Origin of the sequence: Faecalibacterium sp. Marseille-Q4164 (assembly GCF_017377545.1) — a bacterium.
Lineage (GTDB): Bacteria > Bacillota > Clostridia > Oscillospirales > Ruminococcaceae > Faecalibacterium > Faecalibacterium duncaniae.
Genome location: NZ_JAFREJ010000003.1, coordinates 55,252 through 75,953 on the forward strand (window position 1 = coordinate 55,252; position 20,702 = coordinate 75,953).

20 protein-coding genes and 1 other RNA gene are annotated in these 20,702 nt (G+C 61.3%); 12 read left to right on the top strand and 9 right to left on the bottom strand.

Annotated elements, in window-relative coordinates:
• Positions 1 to 4: 4 nt before the first annotated feature.
• The gene (locus J3352_RS05280; protein ID WP_156066059.1) at positions 5 to 1,372 is read right to left on the bottom strand and encodes a PFL family protein; all 1,368 of its coding nucleotides are present in this window, start codon (positions 1,370 to 1,372) and stop codon (positions 5 to 7) included.
• Between the two features lie 91 nt (positions 1,373 to 1,463).
• A complete protein-coding gene (locus tag J3352_RS05285) occupies positions 1,464 to 1,733 on the bottom strand; it encodes an ACT domain-containing protein (protein ID WP_035394907.1) in 270 nt (89 codons plus the stop codon).
• Positions 1,734 to 2,109: 376 nt separating this feature from the next.
• Between J3352_RS05285 and J3352_RS05290 the strand changes: the two genes are divergently transcribed.
• The 4 genes from J3352_RS05290 to J3352_RS05305 are packed head-to-tail and all read left to right on the top strand — an operon-like array spanning position 2,110 to position 4,939.
• Complete coding sequence (locus J3352_RS05290) at positions 2,110 to 2,589, top strand: Lrp/AsnC family transcriptional regulator (protein WP_005935606.1); 480 nt, start codon at positions 2,110 to 2,112, stop codon at positions 2,587 to 2,589.
• Positions 2,589 to 3,776, top strand: coding sequence for a pyridoxal phosphate-dependent aminotransferase (locus J3352_RS05295; RefSeq protein WP_005935603.1), 1,188 nt, complete (start codon positions 2,589 to 2,591; stop codon positions 3,774 to 3,776). Before J3352_RS05290 ends, J3352_RS05295 begins: the two co-directional genes overlap by 1 nt.
• Positions 3,777 to 3,788: 12 nt before the next feature.
• Positions 3,789 to 4,679 carry a 4-(cytidine 5'-diphospho)-2-C-methyl-D-erythritol kinase gene (gene ispE / locus J3352_RS05300; RefSeq protein WP_005935600.1) on the top strand — a complete coding sequence of 297 codons (891 nt, stop codon included), beginning with the start codon at positions 3,789 to 3,791 and terminating at the stop codon, positions 4,677 to 4,679.
• A 56-nt stretch (positions 4,680 to 4,735) separates the two neighbouring features.
• Positions 4,736 to 4,939 (top strand): DUF378 domain-containing protein, encoded by a 204-nt coding sequence (locus J3352_RS05305; protein WP_227611521.1) that lies wholly within the window; start codon positions 4,736 to 4,738, stop codon positions 4,937 to 4,939.
• Between the two features lie 49 nt (positions 4,940 to 4,988).
• Here the strand turns inward: J3352_RS05305 and J3352_RS05310 are convergent, their stop codons facing one another.
• The 3 genes from J3352_RS05310 to J3352_RS05320 form a co-directional block, all read right to left on the bottom strand.
• Complete coding sequence (locus J3352_RS05310) at positions 4,989 to 5,618, bottom strand: hypothetical protein (RefSeq protein WP_005935595.1); 630 nt, start codon at positions 5,616 to 5,618, stop codon at positions 4,989 to 4,991.
• A gap of 166 nt (positions 5,619 to 5,784) precedes the next feature.
• A non-coding RNA gene (gene ssrS, locus J3352_RS05315) (6S RNA) lies at positions 5,785 to 5,988 on the bottom strand.
• Between the two features lie 29 nt (positions 5,989 to 6,017).
• Entirely contained in the window at positions 6,018 to 6,332 is a 315-nt protein-coding gene (locus J3352_RS05320) for a DUF1292 domain-containing protein (RefSeq protein WP_005935590.1), read from the bottom strand.
• A gap of 281 nt (positions 6,333 to 6,613) precedes the next feature.
• Here J3352_RS05320 and J3352_RS05325 point away from each other — a divergent pair, with 281 nt between their 5' ends.
• Positions 6,614 to 7,357: a peptidylprolyl isomerase gene (locus tag J3352_RS05325; protein WP_242699889.1), complete on the top strand. Its 744-nt coding sequence runs from the start codon at positions 6,614 to 6,616 to the stop codon at positions 7,355 to 7,357.
• Positions 7,358 to 7,440: 83 nt separating this feature from the next.
• On the opposite strand, the gene J3352_RS05330 is transcribed toward J3352_RS05325, so the two are convergent.
• The 3 genes from J3352_RS05330 to J3352_RS05340 are packed head-to-tail and all read right to left on the bottom strand — an operon-like array spanning position 7,441 to position 9,584.
• Positions 7,441 to 8,265, bottom strand: coding sequence for an SDR family oxidoreductase (locus J3352_RS05330; RefSeq protein WP_156066057.1), 825 nt, complete (start codon positions 8,263 to 8,265; stop codon positions 7,441 to 7,443).
• An 11-nt stretch (positions 8,266 to 8,276) separates the two neighbouring features.
• A complete protein-coding gene (locus J3352_RS05335; RefSeq protein WP_347562987.1) occupies positions 8,277 to 9,299 on the bottom strand; it encodes an NAD-dependent epimerase/dehydratase family protein in 1,023 nt (340 codons plus the stop codon).
• Positions 9,300 to 9,341: 42 nt separating this feature from the next.
• The gene (locus J3352_RS05340) at positions 9,342 to 9,584 is read right to left on the bottom strand and encodes a hypothetical protein (RefSeq protein ID WP_156066054.1); all 243 of its coding nucleotides are present in this window, start codon (positions 9,582 to 9,584) and stop codon (positions 9,342 to 9,344) included.
• Between the two features lie 182 nt (positions 9,585 to 9,766).
• On the opposite strand from J3352_RS05340, the gene J3352_RS05345 reads away from it, so the two are divergent.
• Both J3352_RS05345 and J3352_RS05350 read left to right on the top strand, forming a co-directional pair.
• On the top strand, positions 9,767 to 10,441 hold the full coding sequence (locus J3352_RS05345) for a response regulator transcription factor (protein ID WP_005935576.1): 675 nt from the start codon (positions 9,767 to 9,769) through the stop codon (positions 10,439 to 10,441).
• 4 nt (positions 10,442 to 10,445) lie between these two features.
• Positions 10,446 to 11,516 carry a HAMP domain-containing sensor histidine kinase gene (locus tag J3352_RS05350; RefSeq protein WP_156066052.1) on the top strand — a complete coding sequence of 357 codons (1,071 nt, stop codon included), beginning with the start codon at positions 10,446 to 10,448 and terminating at the stop codon, positions 11,514 to 11,516.
• A gap of 42 nt (positions 11,517 to 11,558) precedes the next feature.
• Here the strand turns inward: J3352_RS05350 and ruvX are convergent, their stop codons facing one another.
• Positions 11,559 to 11,990: a Holliday junction resolvase RuvX gene (gene ruvX, locus J3352_RS05355; RefSeq protein ID WP_005935569.1), complete on the bottom strand. Its 432-nt coding sequence runs from the start codon at positions 11,988 to 11,990 to the stop codon at positions 11,559 to 11,561.
• A gap of 196 nt (positions 11,991 to 12,186) precedes the next feature.
• Here ruvX and J3352_RS05360 point away from each other — a divergent pair, with 196 nt between their 5' ends.
• The 5 genes from J3352_RS05360 to rplT all read left to right on the top strand — a co-directional run bounded on the left by J3352_RS05360 (position 12,187) and on the right by rplT (position 20,658).
• The gene (locus J3352_RS05360; protein ID WP_156066050.1) at positions 12,187 to 15,540 is read left to right on the top strand and encodes a PD-(D/E)XK nuclease family protein; all 3,354 of its coding nucleotides are present in this window, start codon (positions 12,187 to 12,189) and stop codon (positions 15,538 to 15,540) included.
• On the top strand, positions 15,537 to 19,238 hold the full coding sequence (locus J3352_RS05365) for a UvrD-helicase domain-containing protein (RefSeq protein ID WP_156066048.1): 3,702 nt from the start codon (positions 15,537 to 15,539) through the stop codon (positions 19,236 to 19,238). Before J3352_RS05360 ends, J3352_RS05365 begins: the two co-directional genes overlap by 4 nt.
• A 242-nt stretch (positions 19,239 to 19,480) precedes the next feature.
• On the top strand, positions 19,481 to 20,032 hold the full coding sequence (infC, locus tag J3352_RS05370; RefSeq protein ID WP_005935558.1) for a translation initiation factor IF-3: 552 nt from the start codon (positions 19,481 to 19,483) through the stop codon (positions 20,030 to 20,032).
• Positions 20,033 to 20,050: 18 nt separating this feature from the next.
• On the top strand, positions 20,051 to 20,254 hold the full coding sequence (gene rpmI / locus J3352_RS05375) for a 50S ribosomal protein L35 (RefSeq protein ID WP_005935556.1): 204 nt from the start codon (positions 20,051 to 20,053) through the stop codon (positions 20,252 to 20,254).
• Between the two features lie 53 nt (positions 20,255 to 20,307).
• Positions 20,308 to 20,658: a 50S ribosomal protein L20 gene (gene rplT / locus J3352_RS05380; protein WP_005935552.1), complete on the top strand. Its 351-nt coding sequence runs from the start codon at positions 20,308 to 20,310 to the stop codon at positions 20,656 to 20,658.
• Positions 20,659 to 20,702: the final 44 nt, after the last annotated feature.

The following is a 20,702-nucleotide window of genomic DNA, read 5'->3' on the forward strand; positions in this document are numbered from 1 at the left end:
CCTTTTAGTTCTTCAGAGACTGCATGGGAGCCGGCAGGCGGCCGCCGCGGTTGATGAACACCGAGGGGTCACGCTGATTGACCGGCATGATGGGGCCATAGCCCAGCAGACCGCCGAAATCCAGGATCTCGCCTGCCTTGCGGCCGATGGCGGGAATGACGCGGACAGCGGTGGTCTTGCTGTTCACCATGCCAATGGCGGCTTCGTCGGCGATCAGGGCACTGATGACAGCGGGGGTAGTGTCGCCGGGGATGATGACCATATCGATGCCCACCGAGCAGACAGCTGTCATGGCTTCCAGCTTTTCGATGGTCAGGCATCCGCACTCGGCGGCGTGGATCATGCCGTCGTCCTCGCTGACGGGGATAAAGGCACCGGAGAGGCCGCCTACATGGTTGGAGGCCATCACGCCGCCCTTCTTCACAGCATCGTTCAGCAGGGCCAGGCAGGCCGTGGTGCCGCAGCAGCCGCAGGTCTCAAGGCCCATCTCTTCCAGAATGTTGGCCACACTGTCGCCCACAGCAGGGGTGGGGGCCAGCGAAAGGTCAATGATGCCCGCGGGCACGCCCAGAGCCTTGGAGGCCAGATTGGCCACCAGCTGGCCCACGCGGGTGATCTTGAAGGCGGTGCGCTTGACCAGCTCCGCCACCTCGTCGATGGGAGCATCCTTGGGCAGCTTTGCCAGTGCGGCGCGCACAGCGCCGGGGCCGGAAACGCCGATGTGGATCTCACAGTCGGGCTCGCCGGGGCCGTGGAATGCACCGGCCATGAAGGGATTGTCCTCGGGTGCATTGCAGAACACCACCAGCTTTGCCGCGCCGATGCACTGGCGGTCGGCGGTCAGCTCGCTGGCCTTCTTCACGGCTTCGCCCATCAGCTTGATGGCATCCATGTTCAGGCCCGCCTTGGTGGCACCGATATTCACCGAGCTGCACACGATGTCGGTCTCGGCCAGTGCGCGGGGGATGGACTCGATCAGGCGGCGGTCACCGGCCGAGAAGCCCTTGTGCACAAGGGCGGTGTAGCCGCCCACAAAGTTCACGCCCACCTTCTTGCCTGCGGCATCCAGTGCCTTGGCAAAGTCCACGGGGTCTGCATCGGGGCAGGCACCCAGCAGCATGGCAATGGGGGTGACGCTGATCCGCTTGTTGATGATGGGAATGCCGTACTCGGCGCTGATATGCTCCACGGCGGGCACCAGATCGGCTGCCTTGGTGGTGATCTTATTGTAGATTTTTTCGCAGGCCTTCTTCGGGTCCGGATCAATGCAGTCCAGCAGGCTGATGCCCATGGTGACCGTGCGCACGTCCAGATTGTCCTGCGTGAACATCTCGATGGTCTCGAGGATGTCGCCGGTATTCATCATGCTCATAAGAGTATCCTTTCTGAACCTCTCCGTCATTGCTTCGCAATGCCGCCTCTATTCAGGGAGCTGGCGCAAAGCGTCTGAGAGGTCTTGTCTATTAGATGGTATGCATCGCGTCAAAAACTTCCTGACGGGTCAGATTGATCTGCATCCCCATCTCCTTGGCCAGAGCATCGGTGCGGGTGTGCAGCTCCTCATGGCTGACGCTGCACTTGGAGATGTCCACCAGCATGATCATGGCAAACATGCCCTGCAGAACACTCTGGGTCACATCCTCAATGTTGATGTTCAGCTCACAGCAAAGGGCGGCCACTTTGGCAACAACGCCCACGGTATCGTGTCCGATGACAGTGATAAACGCTTTCATATTCCTTACCCCCATTGTTTCTGGTAAAAACCCCTCAGGCGCTTCGCGCCAGCCCCCCTGGTAGTGGGGCCTCTGGCGTTGCGTGGAGTTTTGCAAGTTCCCCGTTCCGCACAAACTGTATCATTCTGCCAAGGCCGCCCCTATTAGGGAAGGTGGCAAAGCCGTCAGGCTTTGACGGAAGGGTTTAATTTCAGTATAGCAGATTTGCCGATTTTTGAACACTCTTTTTGGAAAAAAGAGCAGTTTTCAGGCGGAAAAGACATTCTATACTGCTTTGATGTAAAAAACAAGATGCAAAGCGGCGATTCTTGTGCTATACTGAAAAATAACAGCGGGGCGGGTACGCCCACCCGCGCAAAACAAAGGAGAAACGACCATGGAACAGCTTTTGAAGATTCTGGAAGACAATGCGCGGCTGCCCATTGAGGACATTGCCACCATGCTGAATAAATCCCCCGCCGAGGTGGCGGCTATGATCGACCTGGCCCGGGCGCAGGGCATCATCAAGGGCTACAAGACCCTTGTGGACTGGGAAAAGGCCGGGGTGAACCGGGTGGAAGCCGTCATCGAGCTGAATGTCAGCCCCAAGAAGAGCCGCGGCTTTGATGAGATCGCAGCCACCATTGCCGCCTTTGACGAGGTGGAGAGCGTGCTGCTGATGAGCGGCGGCTATGACCTGCAGCTGGTCATCAAGGGCCAGACCTTCCAGGAGATCGCCCTGTTCGTGGCAAAGCGCCTGAGCCCGCTGGACGATGTGCTGTCCACTGCCACCCATTTTGTCCTGCGCACCTATAAAAAAGAGGGCCGCCTGTATCAGGACGAAGAGATCGATGAAAGAGAGTGCACGGTTCTGTGATGGATTACGATAAACTGATCGCGCCTGCCGCACGGGAGATGCGCCCCTCCGGCATCCGCAAATTCTTCGATCTGGCCGCTGATATGCCCGAGTGCATCAGTCTGGGCGTGGGCGAGCCGGATTTCAAAACACCGTGGGCTGTGCGGGAAGCAGGCATCGAGAGCCTGGAGCATGGCCGCACCCGCTACACCGCCAACGCAGGCCTGAAAGAGCTGCGGGCGGAGATTTGCAGATATCTGGAGCGCCGGATGCACCTGCACTACGACCCCCTGCGGGAGGTGCTGGTGACCGTGGGCGGCAGCGAAGCTATTGATATGTGCATCCGCGCCATCGTGCAGCCCGGGGATGAGGTGATTATCCCGGAGCCCTGCTTTGTCTGCTATGAGCCCATCACCACCCTGTCCGGCGGTGTGCCGGTGCATGTGCCCTGCCGCCAGGAGGATGAGTTCCGCCTCAGGCCCGAGGCCCTGAAAGCCGCCATCACCCCCAAGACCAAGCTCCTTATCATGCCGTTCCCCAACAACCCCACCGGTGCGGTGATGGAGCGGGAGGATCTGGAAGCCATTGCGGAGGTCCTGCGGGATACCAACGTCATGGTGCTTTCGGATGAGATCTACGCCGAGCTGAACTACGGCCTGCGGCCCCATGTCTCCATTGCCACCCTGCCCGGCATGGCCGAGCGGACCATTGTGGTGAATGGTTTTTCCAAGACCTATGCCATGACCGGCTGGCGCTTGGGCTATGCCTGCGGCCCGGCTCCCATCATCAAAATTATGACCAAGATCCACCAGAGCGCCATTATGAGCGCCCCCACCACCAGCCAGTATGCGGCCATCACCGCCCTGCGGGAGTGCGACGGTGAGATCGACAAGATGCGGGACGAGTACAACATGCGCCGCCGCCTGGTGGTGCACGGCTTTAACTCTATGGGCCTGACCTGCTTTGAGCCGCGGGGTGCGTTCTACGCCTTCCCCTGCATCAAGAGCACCGGTATGACCAGCCAGGAGTTCTGCACAAAGCTGCTGGAGCAGAAGCATGTTGCGTTGGTGCCCGGCGATGCCTTTGGCGCATCCGGCGAGGGCTACTGCCGTGTTTCCTATGCTTACAGCGTGGAGCACCTGACCGAGGCCATGAAGCGCATCCGGGAGTTCCTGAAAGAAAACGGCATCAACAGCGGAGAGCAGTGAGGAGGAAGACCGATGGCAAAACTGAACTGCGTGACCGTTCTGGCCCCGGCCAAGCTGAATCTGGCGCTGGATGTAGTGGGCCTGCTGCCCAACGGCTACCATAACCTGGATATGACGATGCAGGCCATTACCCTGTATGAGCGGGTGGTGCTGCGCCGCAGCCAGAACCTGAGCCTGACCCTGCCGGGCAGCCCGGTGGCCGCCAACGATTCCAACACGGCCATCAAGGCGGCGCTGGCCTTCTTCCACTACACCGGCCTGCTGGCGGGTGTAGAGATCACCATTTACAAGAATGTGCCGGTGCGTGCCGGCATGGCAGGCGGCAGCGCCGATGCCGCTGGTGTGCTGGTGGGCCTGAACGTCCTTTACGGCGCAAAGCTCTCCATGAGTGAGCTCTGCGCGCTGGGGGCAAAGATCGGCGCGGACGTGCCCTTTGCCCTGATGGGCGGCACCTGCCGGGTGCAGGGCGTGGGCGATGTGATGAAAGCCCTGCCGCCCTGCCCGGACTGCTGGTTCACGGTGGTCATGCCCGATTACGGCGTTTCCACCCCGGAAGCCTTTGCAGCTTATGACAAAGTGGGCAGCAGCACCCACCCCGACTGCGAAGCCCAGGAAAAGGCGATCCGCGCCGAGGATCTGGCGGGTGTGTGTGCCGCCGCAGGCAACGCGCTGGAGGAATGCAGCGGAGCCAGAGACAACGAGGCCATCAAGACCGCGCTGAAAGAGAACGGCGCTGTCACTGCCCTGATGACCGGCAGCGGCGCGGCTGTGTTTGGCATCTTTGAGAGCGAAGAAGCTGCCCGAAGCGCCGCCGAGGCTGTCAGGGCGCAGTGGCCGCAGGTGTATGTGGCCCGGCCCGATCGGGGCGGCGCGCGGGTCATCAGCCCGAAGTGGATGCTGTAATATGCATAACCTCCTTTCCAATGGGGAAAACTGCCCAAAGGAAAGGAGGTCTTTTTGTGCAGACCTTTTATAAAGTGTGCCTGATCCTGATGATCATTGGCGGCATCAACTGGGGGCTTGTGGGCCTGTTCCAGTTTGACTTTGTGGGCTGGCTGCTGGGCGGCAGCAGCTCCATCTGGTCGCGCATCGTGTTTACGGTGGTGGGCGTGGCCGCTGTCTGCGGCATCCCGGGGCTGTTTGCAGAGGAAACGGAAGAATGAAAAACGGCTGCTGCACGGAAAATGTGCAGCAGCCGTTTTTGTGGATCATTCAGTTATCCCACCCCACCAGATCGGGCAGGGTAAGGGTCTCGTCCGAGCAGTGGGGGTCTGCGGGGCCGTCGGTGGGGGAAGTGGCCTTTTCCACAGCCCGCACGATCTCGCTGATGGCGGCGCAGTCCTCGGGCAGGTCGGTCTGGCTGCGGCCCGAGTGGGTGAACAGGATCTTGCCCAGATGGCCCACCACCAGCGTCAGCGGCAGCAGCTGAGGGGCTTTGGTGTCGTAGTGGTAACCGGCATCTCTGGCGGCCTTGTAGATCTTCTGGGCCGCAAAGCTCCAGCTCAGCAGGCCGCGGGTCTGCTCTACGCCCAGATAGCCGTACAGTACGCCGGGGCCGTCGCAGATGACAGGAAAGGGGAAATCTGAGCCGTGGGTGGCCTTAGCCACCGCCTGCGCCGAGGAACGCACCACACAGACAAGCCGTGCGCCCTTGAGCTGGGGCAGCGTTTTCAGGTAGCGGGTGATATATTCGCGGCTGACAGGGTGGTCGAACCCGGGCAGGAAGATCATGCACAGCGGATGCTCCCCCTCGCACAGGGCGTAAAAATCATTGCCCGGCACCGTGGGGGTGTCGTAGGTGAAACGGGGGATGCTCGTCCCCACAAGATGTTCGCTTTTCATACCGCAATGCACATCCTTTCCATCATCACCAAAACCTCTCCGTCATTGCTGCGCAATGCCACCTCTCCTAATAGGGGAGCGGGGGCATCAGTGCCTGAGAGATCGTCCTATAAAAAAATCCACACACTGGCCTTGTGGCAGGCCAGCGGTGGATGCAATGCTATAAAAAGATCCCGCCCGGTCGTCTGCGGCAATCAAACCTACCCTTACGGACAGGTGGGTGCCCTGTCGCCGGATTCACGCTTCCTCATCGAACCTCCATGGTCGACCCATGGCGGGGAGGTCTGCAATCCGCCGGAGAACTCCGGGCTCCCGTTGAATGATTAGTAGGATCATATAAACCGCAACAAATCGCGCCGGGCAGGAAGTCTTGCCTGGGAATCTGTCTGTGCTGGGGAATTACTCGATCTCGAACTGGTCGCTCAGGCGCTGCTCAAACAGCTTGCTGACTTCCATCAGAGTCTCGTCATCCTCCACAACGTCCAGATATTCGCCCTCGCTGTCCTCGCCCACGCTCAGGATGACCAGCTGTGCGTCCTCGTTGACATCCTCTTCATCCTCTGCGTATTCGACAACTGCAAGGTAATGCACGCCCTTATGGTCCAGTGCATCGATCACTTCAAACGTGACCTCATTGCCGTCCTCATCCTCAAGAGTCATCAGATCGGGCTGATATTCCTCTTCGGTGTTCGGGTTCTTGATCTCTTCTGCCATAAGATACGTTCTCCTGTCTATCCAAACCCAATCAAAGGGATGGTACTCAAATAAAATTACGCACACAGCCCGGGATCTGCTGCGTTCCCGCCGTCCCTTGCTGTGCTTATAGTGTAGCGTTTTTTTGCCTGCTCGTCAAGATGTTTTTCGCACAGAAAATGCACGACAAATTTTCACGCATTTCCCTCTCGCTTCCCGGGCAGAAATATGCTATACTGAACTCTGTGCATCTCCCGCGTGCGGGGGAACTGCTATCAGAATATGAACGGAGGGATCTGTTTATGAATAAGACCCGTGTCCGGCTGGCGGCGCTGCTGATGGCCGTGAGTTTTGCACTGTCCGGCTGCAGCCTTGTGAAAAACATCGGCGGCAGCAGCGGAGCCGGAACAAAGACCATCACCCGCCCGGCGGTGGAATCGGCCGAGCTGCAGTTCACCCACCCGGCGGCGGGGGAACCCGTGGCGGTGTTCGATACCACGGCGGGTGTGTTCCGGGCGGTGCTCTTCCCGGAGCAGGCCCCGCAGGCCTATGATAACTTTGTGGGTCTGGTGCAGGCGGGCTACTATAACGGCCTGACCGTGACCCGTGTGGAGCAGGACTTTGTGGTGGAGGCCGGTCAGGGTGCTGACGGCAAGGGCACCACCATCTGGAACGGCAGCCGCTACCCGGCTGAGGCCACCGACAAGCTCCACCATTATTCCGGTGCCCTCTGCATGGCGGCGGACTCCTCCGGCAAGTGCGCCAGCGTCTTTTATATCATGTCCACTCTGCCCGGCGGGGATTCCATCACCCAGGAACTCACCGACCAGATGAACAGTGCAGGCTACCGCGCTGAGGTCGTTTCGGCCTATCAGACCGCCGGCGGCGCGCCCTACCTCGACTACACCGATACCGTGCTGGGCCAGGTGTACGAGGGGATGGACGTGGTGGACACCATCGCTCAGGCCGCCGTGGATGAGAACCAGAAGCCCACGGAAACGATCACCATCAACAGCGTCAGCATTGAGACATATCAGGCGCAGTAACAACTGAAAATGACAAAACCGGCTTTCCCGTGGCAGCAGGAAAGCCGGTTTTGTGCTGAATGGAGAGAATGGGGATATATCGGTCAGCGGGAAAGGCCGTTGATCCCACTGGCAATGACACCGCCGTCCATGACGATGTCCGTGCCGGTGAGATAACCGAGCCGTTCGTCCAGCAGCAGGGCATACAGCGCGGCGATCTCTTCTGGTCTGCCGTTCCGCTTGAGGGCGGAATGGGCGGTAAAAGTCTGGGCTTCGGCGCTTTCCAACTGGCCCATGGGGGTATCAAAGTTGCCGGGGGTCACACTGAGGCAGCGCACCCCTTTGGCACCAAAGCGGGCGGCATCGGTTTTGGCAAACCAGATGACGAAATGCTTGCTGATGGAATAGGCCACACCGGTGCGGGCGCTCTTGGGCATCAGGTTGATGCGGGCCATCATCTTTTTCAAAAATTTTTCCCGGTCGGTACGGGCGAGGGGATAGACCCGCTTTGGCATGATGAAGGAGGGGGCCAGATAGGCACTCATGCTGGAAGTATCGATGACACAGCCGCCCGGGGCCATGACCGGGTAAAAGGCATCATTGATGTTGACTGTGCCCAGCGCGTTGGCGCGCAGGATGGCTTCCGGGCTGCCCATGTGGGGACTCATGCCAGCAATGTGGAGCAGAGCTTTCACCTGCCCACGTTCCACGGCGTGCCGTGCCAGCTTTTCGCAGCTGGCACGGTCAGAGAGGTCACAGGCAAAGGCTTCGGCTTCGTGTCCGGCTTCGGTCAGCTCGGCCACGGCGCTTTCCAGTTTTGCGGCAGTGCGGCCTACCAAAATCACATGATATCCGGCTTCACAGACCAGCTTGGCCGTGGCGCGGCCCATGCCGCTGCCGCCGCCGGTAATCACACAGACAGGTTTCATGGTGTACCTCCTCAGTGAATCTTGCCGGTGGTTTTGAGCCAGGCGGCGGTGTCGTGGAGTGTTTCGGCGTAGGGACGGGGGGCAAAGCCCAGCTCGTTCATGGCTTTGGAGCAGTCAAAGGCGTTGTTGCGCTCCAGGTTGTAGACCGCAAATTCGGTCAGCACGGGCTTTGTGCCCTTTTTGGCGGCCGACTTTTCCATCTGCTTTGCGGCAAGGTGGGCGAAGGAAAGGGGAAGGTAGAACTTACAGCCCTTGCAGCCGGTATCCTCTTTAAGCATCCGGCACATTTCCTTCAGGGTGACCTCATCATTGCTCAGGATGTAGCATTCACCTTTGCGGCCCTTGTCGGCGGCGGCGATGGTGCCTGCGGCCAGGTCCCGGACATCCACCATGTTGAAGCTGCCCGCCATGCCGATGGGCATTTCACCGTTCAGGATCTGGGTCAGGGTGCGGGTGGTCTGGCCAATGGCCGGATCGTTGGGGCCGATGATGCCGCTGGGGTGGACAACGCAGGCGTTCAGGCCCGCGTGGGCGGCATCCAGTACCTTCTGGGTGGCCATGGCCTTGCTGCGGCTGTACCAGCCTACCACCTTTTCCTCTTCATAGGGGACGAACTGATTCACTTCCCGGATGGGTTGCCCGGCGGGCAGCTCAGGGATGGCACCGGTGGAGGAAACGTACACGAACTTCCTGCATTCCGGGTGGTGCTTGGCGGCGGCAAGCATATTCTCGGTGCCGCCCACATTGACGGCGATCAGCTTCTCGCTGTAACCCGGGTCGATGGTGACCATGCTGGCACAGTGGATGCAGACGCTCTGGCTGCCCTCGGGGATGTTGAAGAAGGCTTCGCAATCCTCGGCACTGCACAGATCGCCCTCAAAAACCTCGACCTCAGCGGGCAGATACTTGCGGGCAGGATCCCCCTTGAGGACGAAGGCCCGGATGTGCTCGCCCCGTTCGATCAGCTGCGTGCAGATGTTGATGCCCAGGAAACCGGCCGCGCCGGTCAACAGATAAATGGTGTTGATGTTCATATTCATTTCCTCCCGCTTTTCTCTCAAAGTGTACGATACGGTTTACAGCATTGCGGCCAGACCCAGACCCATGCTGTCGAACCCCTCAGAGACAGCCAGATAGGCATCCATCGTGTCCTCGTCGATACGGACGGGAGAAGAGGTGTTCCGGTTTTTGAGGCTGTTCAGAGTGGCAGCGAGTGCCAGACCGATGCCGTAGTTTGCACCGCCCTCAGTCAGGGTGTAGTAAGTATCCAGCGCAGTCTCGTCCAGGGTGGAAGCGGTCATGTTCTTGCGGTTCATCATGGTAAGTATCCTCCGTTTTATGTTTGAATGTTTGTTGTTTGTTCTGTTGTGGAGCTCCGTGCTCCCTTGCGATGGCTAAAGGATACCCGACCAAGGTAAACGCAAGGTGAATATTTCTGTTTATCTTTTGTTTATCTTTGGGTGTATAATAGAGCCATACCATAGAAAGTGAGGAGAACGCCATGCTGAAAATTCTGGTTGCGGAAGATGACGTGAGCACCAACAAGCTGCTCTGCGCCATTTTAAAGATCAACGGCTATGAAGCGATCCCGGCCTTCAACGGCGAAGCGGCGCTGGACATCATCGACCACCAGCACATTGACCTGCTGCTGTGCGATGTGATGATGCCTAAAATGGATGGCTTTGCCCTGACCCAGGCCATCCGGGACGGCGGCAGCATGATGCCCATCCTGATGCTGACGGCCAAGGCCCTGCCCGAGGACAAGCACACCGGTTTTCTGGTGGGCACGGATGACTACATGACCAAACCGCCGGATAAGACCGAGCTGCTGCTCCGCATCAAGGCCCTGCTCCGCCGGGCACGCATCGTGGATGAGCATAAGATCACGGTGGGGGATGTGGTGGTGGATATGGACAGCCGCACCGTGCGGCGGGGGATGGAGGTGCAGACCCTGCCGCCCAAGGAGTTTGAACTGCTGTACAAGCTGCTGGCCTACCCGGAACGCACCTTTACCCGGATGGAATTGCTGGACGAGATCTGGGGCATCGACAGCGAGAGCGACGACAAGACCGTGAATGTCCACATCAACCGTCTGCGCAACCGTTTTTATGATTGGCCGGAGTTCGAGATCCAGACCGTCCGTGGCCTTGGCTACCGGGCCGTGAAGAAAGTGTGACCCAATGAAAAACGCATTCAACCGTCTGCGCAGCGGCATGGAGACCTTGAACCTGACCATGCTTCTGATCCTGAACCTCTTTTTCATGGTCTTTCTGCTGCTGGCCGTCTGCACCGTGCTGGTCCTGGCCGGTGTGGACGAGGGATTTCTCTATCACGATGGACAGGTCGAGCTCGGTGGTGCACTGGCCTTTGTCTATACCGTCTGCATCCTGATCGCTGTGAGCATGGTGGTGATGATACGGATGGTTTTTATCCACCCATTGCAGCGGAACATTGAGGCTATGAAAAAATTGGCAAATGGGGACTTTACCGTGCGTGTAAATCACGCGGAACACGGCTATGTGCCCCGGGAGATGGTCGAGTTTGAGCAGAGCTTCAACAAGGCAGCGGAGGAGTTGGGCGGCACTGAGATCCTGCGGAAGGATTTTATCAACAACTTCTCCCACGAGTTCAAAACGCCCATCGTCAGTATCAGCGGTTTTGCCGACCTGCTGCTGGAAGAGCAGCTGCCGCCCGAGGATCAGAAGGAATACCTGACCATCATCCGGGACGAGAGCAGGCGGCTGGCCGACCTGGCAACGAATATTCTGACCCTGAACCGGGTGGAGAGCCAGACGATCCTGACCGACAAAGCAGCCTTCCCGCTGGATGAACAGCTGCGCCAGAGCGTGCTGGTGACCCAGCAGAAGTGGCGGCAGAAGGAGCTGGATTTTGATGCCGATCTTGCCCCGGCAGAGTACACCGGCAGCGAGGGGCTGCTGAAAGAAGTCTGGCTCAATCTGCTGGACAACGCCGCCAAGTTCAGCCCTGAGGGCGGCACCGTGGCCGTGAACCTGCGCAAAGAAAAAAGCGCCCTGATGATCTCGGTGACCGATCAGGGCGAGGGGATGCGCGCCGACACGCAGGCGCACATCTTTGAACAGTTCTATCAGGGCGACACCAGCCACACCACCCAGGGCAACGGTCTGGGCCTTGCCATGGTGAAAAAGGTGCTGGAGCTCCACGGCGGCAGTATTCAGGTGAACAGTGCCCTCGGGCAGGGCAGCTGCTTTACCGTGACACTACCCATATAAACGAAAAAGAGGCGCTGAAAAGCGTCTCTTTTTGCTTCCGGTTCAAATTTCGCCGGGGTGCTCCTTGCGCCAGGCGAGGTAATCTTCCAGAATGACCGTGGCGCTGACGGAATCCAGAATGGCCTTGCGGTGGGCACCAAAAGTCCCCACCTCGTCCAGGATATCGGCGGCTTCACAGGTGGACTGCCGCTCGTCCCACATCCGCACGGGCAGGCCGCTCCAGATCTGCAAAGTCTTGCCCAGCTTGCGGCTCTTCTCGGCGCGCTCGCCCTCGGTGCCGTCCATGTTGAGCGGCAGGCCCACCACAATGAGCTCTGCCTTCTGCTCCTGGGCAATGCGGCAGACCTCGGCGGCTACCTTGGGCCGGGCCTTCAGGGTGATCTGGGGGGTGATGGGCGTGGTCAGGAACTCGGTGGGGTCGCAGACCGCAAGCCCCGTGCGGCTGGCACCGTAATCAACTGCTAGAATCTTCATGGGGAAGTGCCCCTCCTGTTTTGCTGTTTTTCCTCAGTTTACCACAGAATAGATTTTTCTTCAATTTTGCGGTAAAATAAAGTGATTAAACCTCTCAGTCTCGCCTTTGGCTCGCCAGCTCCCCTAGTAGGGGAGCCCTTGGCATATTGGGTCAGTTCGGTGGCTTGGGCTGAGATGCAGAGAAAGTGAGAAAACAATGTTACAGCTACTTCTGGGCGGCTCCGGCAGCGGAAAAACAACGCTGTTGTACCAGCGCATCCGCACCCGGGCCGAAAAAGGGGAAAAAAGCATCCTGCTGGTGCCGGAACAATTCACTTCCAGCACCGAGGGCCGCATCTACCGTGAACTGGGGGATGCCCTGTCCGGCATGGTGGAGAGTTTTTCTTTTACCAGTCTGGCAGAAAAGATCCTTTCCACCGAGGGCGGCGCGGCGGTGCAGACCCTCTCTGACGCAGGCCGTGCCGTGCTGGTGCGCCGGGCGCTGGAGGAGCTGCAGGACAATGTCCACTATTATCACCGCCACCGGCGCAGTGCGGCCTTTTGCCAGATGGCGGCTCAGACCATCGACGAGCTGAAGAGCGCGGGCCTTTCTGGCCGGCAGCTGGCACAGCTGGCCGGTGCCTGCGGAGCCGAGAGCGGTAAGCTCAGTGAGCTGGCCCTCATCTTTCAGGGCTACGAGACCCTGCTGGCCCGCAGCGGCATGGACCCCTCTGACCGGCTGGAGCTGGCCGGAGCCCGGCTGGAGGAAGCGCTGGCCCGGCACAGCCTGCCGGAGTTTCTGCGGGACCGGGCGGTGTTCATTGATGAGTTCGATACCTTCAACGCCCCCAAAAAGCGGCTGCTGGGGGCCATGCTGGCGGCGCTGCCCAGCGTGACGGTGGCCCTCTGCGATGATGGTGCCCCCCTGCTGCCCGGTGACCTGAGCCTGTTCTCCGGGGCCAAGCAGGTGGCGGCACAGCTGCGCCAGCTGGCCCGGAAAAATGGGGCGGAGGTGGCCGTTCCGCAGCTTTTGCGCAAGGATCTGCGCCACCGGAACGCCCCGGGCCTTGCCGCAGTGGCAGAGCTGCTGGAAACCGGCAGCTGCACCGCGGATGCCCCGGCGGGCGAGGTGCGGCTTTTTGCCGCGCCCAGCCGGGAGGAGGAGGCCCGTGCCGCTGCCGGTGCCATCCGGCGGCTGATGCGGCAGGGCGTGCGGTGCGGAAAGATCGCTGTGGTCTGCCGCGATATCGCCAAGTATCGTGCCGCAGTCCGGTATGAGTTCCGGATGGCGGAGATCCCCCTGTACTGCGATGAACCCACCACACCGGAATTCAGCGCCCCGGCCACGGCGGTGCGGGCCCTGCTGGAGATCGCCCGGGGAGCCGACCTGACCGAGAACCTGACCACCCTTGCCAAGACCGGCCTGTGTGCCCTGAGCGAGGAGCAGGTCTGCGCGCTGGAAAACTATGCCTACACCTGGGCCCCTACGGCGGCGGCCTGGCGGGAGAAGTTCGAGCGCAGCCCCAAGGGCTTTGGGGAGCAGGAGCTGACCGAAGAGGACCTCCGCAACCAGGAGCGGGCAGAACATGCCCGTGCCCTGCTCGTGGGGGCGGTGGATGCATTCCGGGCCAAGGTGCGCGAGGTCAATGCCGAGGCCATCAGCCGGGCGGTGTATTTCTGCCTGAAAACGCTGGGGGCTGAGGAACAGCAGGCTGCTCAGGTAAAGGCCATCCGCGCGGGCCGGGGCATCCCGGCGGCGGAGGAAGCCGCCCGGGAGTGGAACATGGTCATGGGACTGCTGAACGAGATGGCCCATCTGCTGGGGGAGCAGACCGTTACCGTGGCCGAATACGAGGATCTGTTCGGGCTGCTGCTCCGCTCGTCCGACCTGGGGCACATTCCCCAGACCCTGGACGCGGTGGTGCTGGCCAGCGCAGGCAAGATGCGTCTGGACGCGCCGGACTATGTGTTCGTGCTGGGGCTGGCCGAGGGGGAATTCCCGGCCGCGCCCGGCGAGGTGGGTCTGCTGACCCACGCCGACCGCGATGCCCTGATGGCGCAGGAGATCGACCTGCCCGACTGCTTTGAGAACCGTGTGGTGCGTGAGCAGGTCTGCTTCTACAAGGCCCTGACTGCCCCTGCAAAGGGGCTGTGGCTCAGCTGGCCCAAGGGGCAGGGGCAGACCCTCTGCGCTGCGCTGGAACCCCTCGTGGAAGCGCTGGCCCCAGCTGCCCCGGAGCTGGAACTGACGGACCTTGCGGCCACTCCCGCAGATGGGCTGGACTGTCTGGGCGGCGGCTGGCCCCTGACGGAGACCGAGCGTGCCAGCCTGACAGAAGCCCTGCACACCCCCGGCGAGACCGAGCCGCAGGGCCTTGCCCTGCTGCGCCGGATGGCCGACACGGCCCCCCGGCAGGTGCATGACCTGCCTGCGCTGGAAGCGCTGCTGGGGCGGAAGCTGCGCATTTCGCCCAGTCAGCTGGAAAAATATTATACCTGCCGCTACGGCTACTTTTTGCAGTATGTGCTGGGGCTCAGGCCCCGCCGCCGGGCCGAGCTTTCCGCCGACCAGAGCGGCACTCTGATGCACTGGGTGCTGCAGATGGCGCTGGACCCTCACCCCGGCCCGGACAACCCCATGGCGGCGCTGCAGCCCTTTATGGAGCTGGACGATGAGGCCATGGCGAGCCTTGCCGCGCTGCTGGTGGACGAGTACGCCAAGCGCTATCTGCCTGAGGATACCGCCCGCTTTGCCTATCTGCTCTCCCGCCTGAAAAAGAGCATGACAAGCCTGCTGCTCTACCTGCGGGATGAGCAGCGGCAGTCCAGCTTCAAGCCCGTGGCCTGTGAGCTGAAGATCGGCCGGGGCGAGGATGCCGTGCCTGCCCAGGTGTATCACCTGTCGGACGGGCGCACCGTCCAGCTGGTGGGCACCGTGGACCGTGCCGACGAGTGGGTGGAGGAGGACGGCACCCGCTGGGTGCGGGTGGTGGACTACAAGACCGGCACCAAAAAACTGGACCTGAAGGAGGTCTACTGCGGTCTGGACTGCCAGATGCTGCTCTACCTGTTCAGCCTGACCCGGGATAAAAGCGGCCGCTTTACGGGGGCGGAACCGGCGGGTGTGCTCTACCTGCTGGCCGACCCGGCCCCTGAGGCCACCACCCGCGAAAAGGCGGCCCACAGTGTGGAATACAAGCTGGACGGTCTGGTGCGGGACGAGCAGAAGCTGTTCGATGCCATGGATGCCGACGAGACCGGAAGATACCTGCCCTTCTCCTATTACAAAGGCGCGCCCAGCCCCTACCAGAAGGACAAGCGGGCAGACATCGCCAAGCTGAACCGCATCCAGCTGCATCTGGATGATCTTGTGACCCGGATGGGCCAGCAGCTCTACGAGGGTCAGATCGCCGCCGAACCGCTGGTCACGGGCCGGAGCCCCTGCCAGTGGTGTGATTACGGCTTTGTCTGCTGCCACGAGACCGGCATCGGGGAGCGGGCGCTGGAGGCCCCCGCAAAGCCATTTGAGGCTCCCGGGCAGCCCGAAGAAGGAGAGGAGGAACAGGCATGAGTGAACCCAAGTGGACCCCCGCCCAGCGGGCCGCCATCGAGGACCGGGGCGGTGCACTGCTGGTGAGCGCGGCGGCGGGCAGCGGCAAAACGGCTGTTCTGACCGAGCGGGCTGTCCGGCTCATCACCGACCCGGAGCATCCCGTGGATGCGGACCGTCTGCTCATCGTCACCTTTACCAATGCGGCGGCGGCAGAGCTGCGGGCCCGCATCGGGCAGGCGCTTCTGAAGCGCAGCCAGGCGGAACCCGGCAATGGCGCGCTGCGCCGCCAGCGGATGCTGCTGCAGCGCGCGCCCATCTGCACCATCGATGCCTTCTGTCTGGACCTGCTGCGCAAGCACTTTCAGGCGCTGGATATCCCGCCGGACTTTTCCCCCGCAGACCCAGGCAGTGTGGAGCTCCTGCGGGCCTCTGCCCTGAGCGAGACGCTGGAAAATGCCTACCGCGACCCGGATTTCTGCGCCTTTGCCGACCTCTATGGCAAGGGCCGCACCGACCGTGCGGCGGGCGAGACGATCCTGCATGTCTACGATTTTCTGCGCGCCCTGCCCGATTACGACAAAAAGCTGGACGAATTTCTGGCTCCGTGGCAGGAGAAAAATGGATTTGCTGCCACCTGTTGGCATGATCTGCTGCTGGCCGAAGCTGCCCGCAGTGCCAGGGCAGCAGGAGAACTGTTCCGCGCCGCGCTGGCCGACTGCCCGGGCGACCGGGAGCAGGAGCTGGCCGATGCCGAGGAAAAGAAAACGCCCTCTGCCCGGGAAAAGGCAAAAAATGCCGTGCTGGAAAAATATACCGATGCACAGGAACGGCTGGACAAGGCTGCCGCCCTGCTGGGCAGGGTGGAACAGCTGGCCGTGGCGGGGGAGTGGACCCCGCTTTACGATCTGCTGACCCCCTATGTGCTGGGTATGGAGGAGCTGCCCGGCCTGAAAGGGATGAAAAAGCGGCTGAACGGCGAACACAAAAAAGTCATCCGCACACGCGCCGATGAAGGCGCGGCCCTGTTTGCGCAGATCCTTGAGCTGATCCCCTGCAGTGAGGAAGAGGCTGAGGCAGACCGCAGGGCCGCAGAGCCCCGCCTGCGGGCCCTGTTCGCGGCGGTGCGGGATTTCGATGCCCGGTTCTCGGCCAAAAAGCGGGACCGGAAGCTGCTGGAGTTCAGTGACTTTGAGCATCAGGCCCTCCGCCTGCTCCGTGACCCGGACGGCACCCCCACCGCGCTGTGCGGGGTCATCCGGCAGAACTACGCCGCCGTGATGGTGGATGAATATCAGGACACCAACGCCCTGCAGGATGCCTTGTACCGGTGCCTTGCATCCCCGGCGGGGGACGACCTCTTCCTGGTGGGAGATCTGAAGCAGAGCATCTACCGCTTCCGGCAGGCAGACCCCAGCATCTTCCGGGAAAAGCTGGACAGCTGGCCCGCCCTGCCCGGCGGCGCAGCGCGGCCCTGCCCGGCAGAGGGTACCTCCGGCACCGATGCCATGCTGGCGCTGGATGCCAACTTCCGCTCGGCTCCGCAGGTGGTGGAAGGAATCAATTTCCTGTTTGAGCGGCTCATGTCCCCGGAACTCGGCGACACGGCCTACGGCGACGGCCAGCGGCTGGTCTGCGGGGCACCCGGGGAATACACGGGCAGCGTGGAGGCGCATTTCCTGCCCGATGACACCGCCGAAACGGACGCGGGCTGGATCGCCCGGCGCATCGAGGAGATGGTGCAGAGCGGCGAGCCGGTGCGGGACGGCAGTGCCACCCGCCGGGTGCAGTACGAGGACTGCTGCATCCTGCTGGCGGCGCGCAATGATTTTCCGGCCTATGTGGAAGCGTTGACCGCCCGGGGCATCCCGGTGTATGCGGATGCCCGCGAAAACCTGCTGGATGCCCCCCACATCCGGCCCCTCATCGCCCTGCTGAAGGTCATTGACAACCCGGCGCAGGATATCTATCTTGCCGCCGCCATGCTGGGTCCGCTGTTCGGTTTCTCCGATGACGACCTTGTCCGCCTGCGGGCCAGAGCCGAAGAGATCCAGAAGCAGCAGGGGGAAAACGCCCCCCAGCGCATCAGCCTCTATGGTGCGCTGCTGCTCACCGTGAACAGCGGGGAAGACACCCCTTTTACCGGAAAAGTCCGGGCGTTCTATGCCCGGCTGACCGAGCTGCGCCGGATGGCCCGCAGTGCCCCGGCAGAACAGCTGCTGGAGGAGATCTTTGCTTCCACCGGCTACCTTGCCGCACTGGGCGTGATGGAAAACGGTGCCCGCCGCCGGGAGGATGCCCGGCGGTTTGCTTCCTTCTGTGCCGGGGCCGGCTCCGGCGGCATCTCGGCGCTGGTGCGGGCCATTGACGCTGCGGCGCTGGCAGGCTCCACGGGGCAGGATACCGTGCCCGGCGGCTCCCGCCCCGGCTGTGTGACCGTGATGACCATCCACCGCTCCAAGGGCCTGCAGTTCCCGGTGGTGTTCGTGGCCGACACGGCCCGTCGCTTCAATGCCGCCGATACCCGCCAGCCGGTGCTCCTGCATCGGATGTATGGGGCGGGCCTGCGCCTGCGCCCCGAGGAGGGCGAGGGCGCTTACAAGACGGCGGCTTACACGGCGCTCTCCAATGTCCACGCCGCCGAGATGCGCAGTGAGCAGATGCGCCTGCTCTATGTGGCGCTGACCCGCGCGCAGGATAAGCTGATCCTGACCGTGCCGCTGGGCATCGGGAAGACCTCCAACCCCTTTACCAGAGCGGCGGCCTTCCTTGAAGCCGGGGCGGGGCAGACGCTCTGCCGGCAGGCAAACAGCTTTGCCGACTGGCTCCGCGCGGCCCTGCTCGTCCACCCCAACGGCGGCCCTCTGCGCCGGCTGGCCGAGGATCTGGAACTGCCCTTTGCGGATACCGGGAGCACCATTACCCTGACGGTGCAGCAGGCGCTGCCCGAGGGCGTGGAGCCACCCGACCCGGAACTGGAGGAAAGGCCGCTGGCCCAGGCTGACCCGGCCCTGACCGAGACGCTGCGGCAGGGCTTTGCCTGGCAGTACCCTGCGGCGGAGCTGGCCCAAGTGCCCGCCAAGGTCAGCGTGACCGGCATCGTCCACAAGGCAGAGCAGACCACGCTGGAACGCCCGGGCTTTCTGGCAAAGGACGGCCTGACCGCCGCCGAGATGGGCACGGCCCTTCACGCCTTCCTGGAGCACGCCGATTTTGCGGCCCTTGCGGCGGCAAAACAGGCAGGTACGCTGGAAACGGCGATCCCCGCCGAGCGCGACCGGCAGGTGGAAGCAAAGCTCACCGCGCCCGAAATTGCGGAGAAGCTGGATGAAAAGCGCATCTGCCGCTTTGTGGAGAGCGAAGCCTTTGCGCGCATCCGTGCCGCAGATGAGGTGCTGCGGGAGCTGGACTTCATCACGGCCCTGCCTGCCGCCGAGGTGCTGATCGCCCAGGGCACTGCCCCCGCCGACAGCGCTGCCGTGGCACAGGCAAAGGTGCTGGTGCAGGGCATCGCTGACCTGGTGCTGGTGTTCCCGGATCACCTGGAGCTGCTGGATTACAAGACGGACCGCCGAAAATCCGAGGATGACTTCCTTGCCGCCTATCGCGCCCAGCTTGACCTCTATGCCCTTGCCATCAGCAAGCGCTTTGACCCGAAACCGGTGACCTATAAGGGCATCTACTCGCTGGAGCTGGGGAAGCTGATTGAGGTTAAGTAATATTTTTCCCTGAAATCGCGTAAAAGTGCTTGACAGGGCTTTGTGGGTGTGGTAAACTGTTCCGGTAAAGAAAGCAGCTACGGCCTGTGCCGCGCTCGCCTTGTGGGGTCGGAATCCCCGGGCTATACCCAAACACGGTTCGATTCTTTGAACGAACTGCGCTTTTGTGTGAAATTTCGCGCGGCTGTCCTGCAAATGGGCGGCCGCGTTTTCTATGCCAAATATTGCAACACTATGGATTATTGTTTGGAGGTGCATTCATTATCGCTACCGCTGGAAAGTCGAAGGAACTGGAGATCAACGGTCAGATCCGTGATCGTGAAGTTCGCCTGATCGGTGCCGATGGCGAGCAGAAGGGCGTTGTGTCCATTCAGGTGGCCATGCGCGCTGCAGAAGAAGCCGGGCTCGATCTGGTCAAGATCGCACCGCAGGCTACCCCGCCTGTGTGCAAGGTGCTGGATTACGGCAAATACCGTTTTGAACAGCAGAAGAAGGAGAAGGAAGCCAAGAAGAACCAGAAAGTGGTCGAGGTCAAGGAGACCCGCCTTTCGCTCAATATTGACACCAACGACTTCAACACCAAGCTGAACCAGACCGCCAAGTTCCTGGCCGCTGGTCATAAGGTGAAGGCTTCGATCCGCTTCCGCGGCCGTGAGATGGCGCACAGTGCTCTGGGTGCTGACGTGCTGAAACGCTTTGCCGAGGCTCTGCCCCAGGCAAGCATGGATAAGCCGCCGGTGCTCGAGGGCCGCACGATGTCCATTCTGCTGATCCCGAAACCCAATAAGGACTAATTTTAGGAGGAAACTAAAATGGCTAAGATGAAACTGAAGACGCATTCCGGCGCTAAGAAGCGCTTTAAGCTGACCAAGAACGGCAAGATCAAGCGCGGCCACGCATTCCGCAGCCACATCCTGACCAAGAAGACCACCAAGCTGACCCGTGGCTACCGTCAGCCCAACTACGTTGACAAGACCAACGCCGCTACCATCAAGAGCATGCTGCCCTACGCCTAAGTGCGAGCCGCAGGCAAAGACATTCTAAGAGATAACTAAAGGAGATATAAAAAATGGCACGTATCAAGGGCGCAACCATGACTCACAAACGTCGTAAGAAGATGCTGAAGCTGGCTAAGGGCTTCTATGGCTGCAAGAGCAAGCACTTTAAGATGGCCAAGCAGCAGGTCATGAAGAGCGGCAACTACGCTCTGGCTGGCCGCCGCATGAAGAAGCGTCAGTTCCGCAACCTGTGGATTTGCCGCATCAACAATGCAGTTCGTCCCCTGGGCATGAACTACTCCACCTTCATGGCTGGCCTGAAGAAGGCAGGCATCGAGCTGAACCGCAAGATGCTGAGCGAGATGGCCATCAACGATCCTCAGAGCTTTGCTGCTCTGGTCGAGACCGTGAAGAACGCCTGATAAAGACCTGAAAGACGCCCGCGCGTAGTAAAATACGCGGGCGT

Bases quoted from the DNA above. Each gene is read 5' to 3' on its own strand.
- J3352_RS05280 (WP_156066059.1), bottom strand. From the start codon at position 1,372: ATGAGCATGATGAATACCGGCGACATCCTCGAGACCATCGAGATGTTC.
- J3352_RS05285 (WP_035394907.1), bottom strand. From the start codon at position 1,733: ATGAAAGCGTTTATCACTGTCATCGGACACGATACCGTGGGCGTTGTT.
- J3352_RS05290 (WP_005935606.1), top strand. From the start codon at position 2,110: ATGGAACAGCTTTTGAAGATTCTGGAAGACAATGCGCGGCTGCCCATT.
- J3352_RS05295 (WP_005935603.1), top strand. From the start codon at position 2,589: ATGGATTACGATAAACTGATCGCGCCTGCCGCACGGGAGATGCGCCCC.
- ispE (WP_005935600.1), top strand. From the start codon at position 3,789: ATGGCAAAACTGAACTGCGTGACCGTTCTGGCCCCGGCCAAGCTGAAT.
- J3352_RS05310 (WP_005935595.1), bottom strand. From the start codon at position 5,618: ATGAAAAGCGAACATCTTGTGGGGACGAGCATCCCCCGTTTCACCTAC.
- J3352_RS05320 (WP_005935590.1), bottom strand. From the start codon at position 6,332: ATGGCAGAAGAGATCAAGAACCCGAACACCGAAGAGGAATATCAGCCC.
- J3352_RS05325 (WP_242699889.1), top strand. From the start codon at position 6,614: ATGAATAAGACCCGTGTCCGGCTGGCGGCGCTGCTGATGGCCGTGAGT.
- J3352_RS05330 (WP_156066057.1), bottom strand. From the start codon at position 8,265: ATGAAACCTGTCTGTGTGATTACCGGCGGCGGCAGCGGCATGGGCCGC.
- J3352_RS05335 (WP_347562987.1), bottom strand. From the start codon at position 9,299: ATGAACATCAACACCATTTATCTGTTGACCGGCGCGGCCGGTTTCCTG.
- J3352_RS05340 (WP_156066054.1), bottom strand. From the start codon at position 9,584: ATGATGAACCGCAAGAACATGACCGCTTCCACCCTGGACGAGACTGCG.
- J3352_RS05345 (WP_005935576.1), top strand. From the start codon at position 9,767: ATGCTGAAAATTCTGGTTGCGGAAGATGACGTGAGCACCAACAAGCTG.
- J3352_RS05350 (WP_156066052.1), top strand. From the start codon at position 10,446: ATGAAAAACGCATTCAACCGTCTGCGCAGCGGCATGGAGACCTTGAAC.
- ruvX (WP_005935569.1), bottom strand. From the start codon at position 11,990: ATGAAGATTCTAGCAGTTGATTACGGTGCCAGCCGCACGGGGCTTGCG.
- J3352_RS05360 (WP_156066050.1), top strand. From the start codon at position 12,187: ATGTTACAGCTACTTCTGGGCGGCTCCGGCAGCGGAAAAACAACGCTG.
- J3352_RS05365 (WP_156066048.1), top strand. From the start codon at position 15,537: ATGAGTGAACCCAAGTGGACCCCCGCCCAGCGGGCCGCCATCGAGGAC.
- rpmI (WP_005935556.1), top strand. From the start codon at position 20,051: ATGGCTAAGATGAAACTGAAGACGCATTCCGGCGCTAAGAAGCGCTTT.
- rplT (WP_005935552.1), top strand. From the start codon at position 20,308: ATGGCACGTATCAAGGGCGCAACCATGACTCACAAACGTCGTAAGAAG.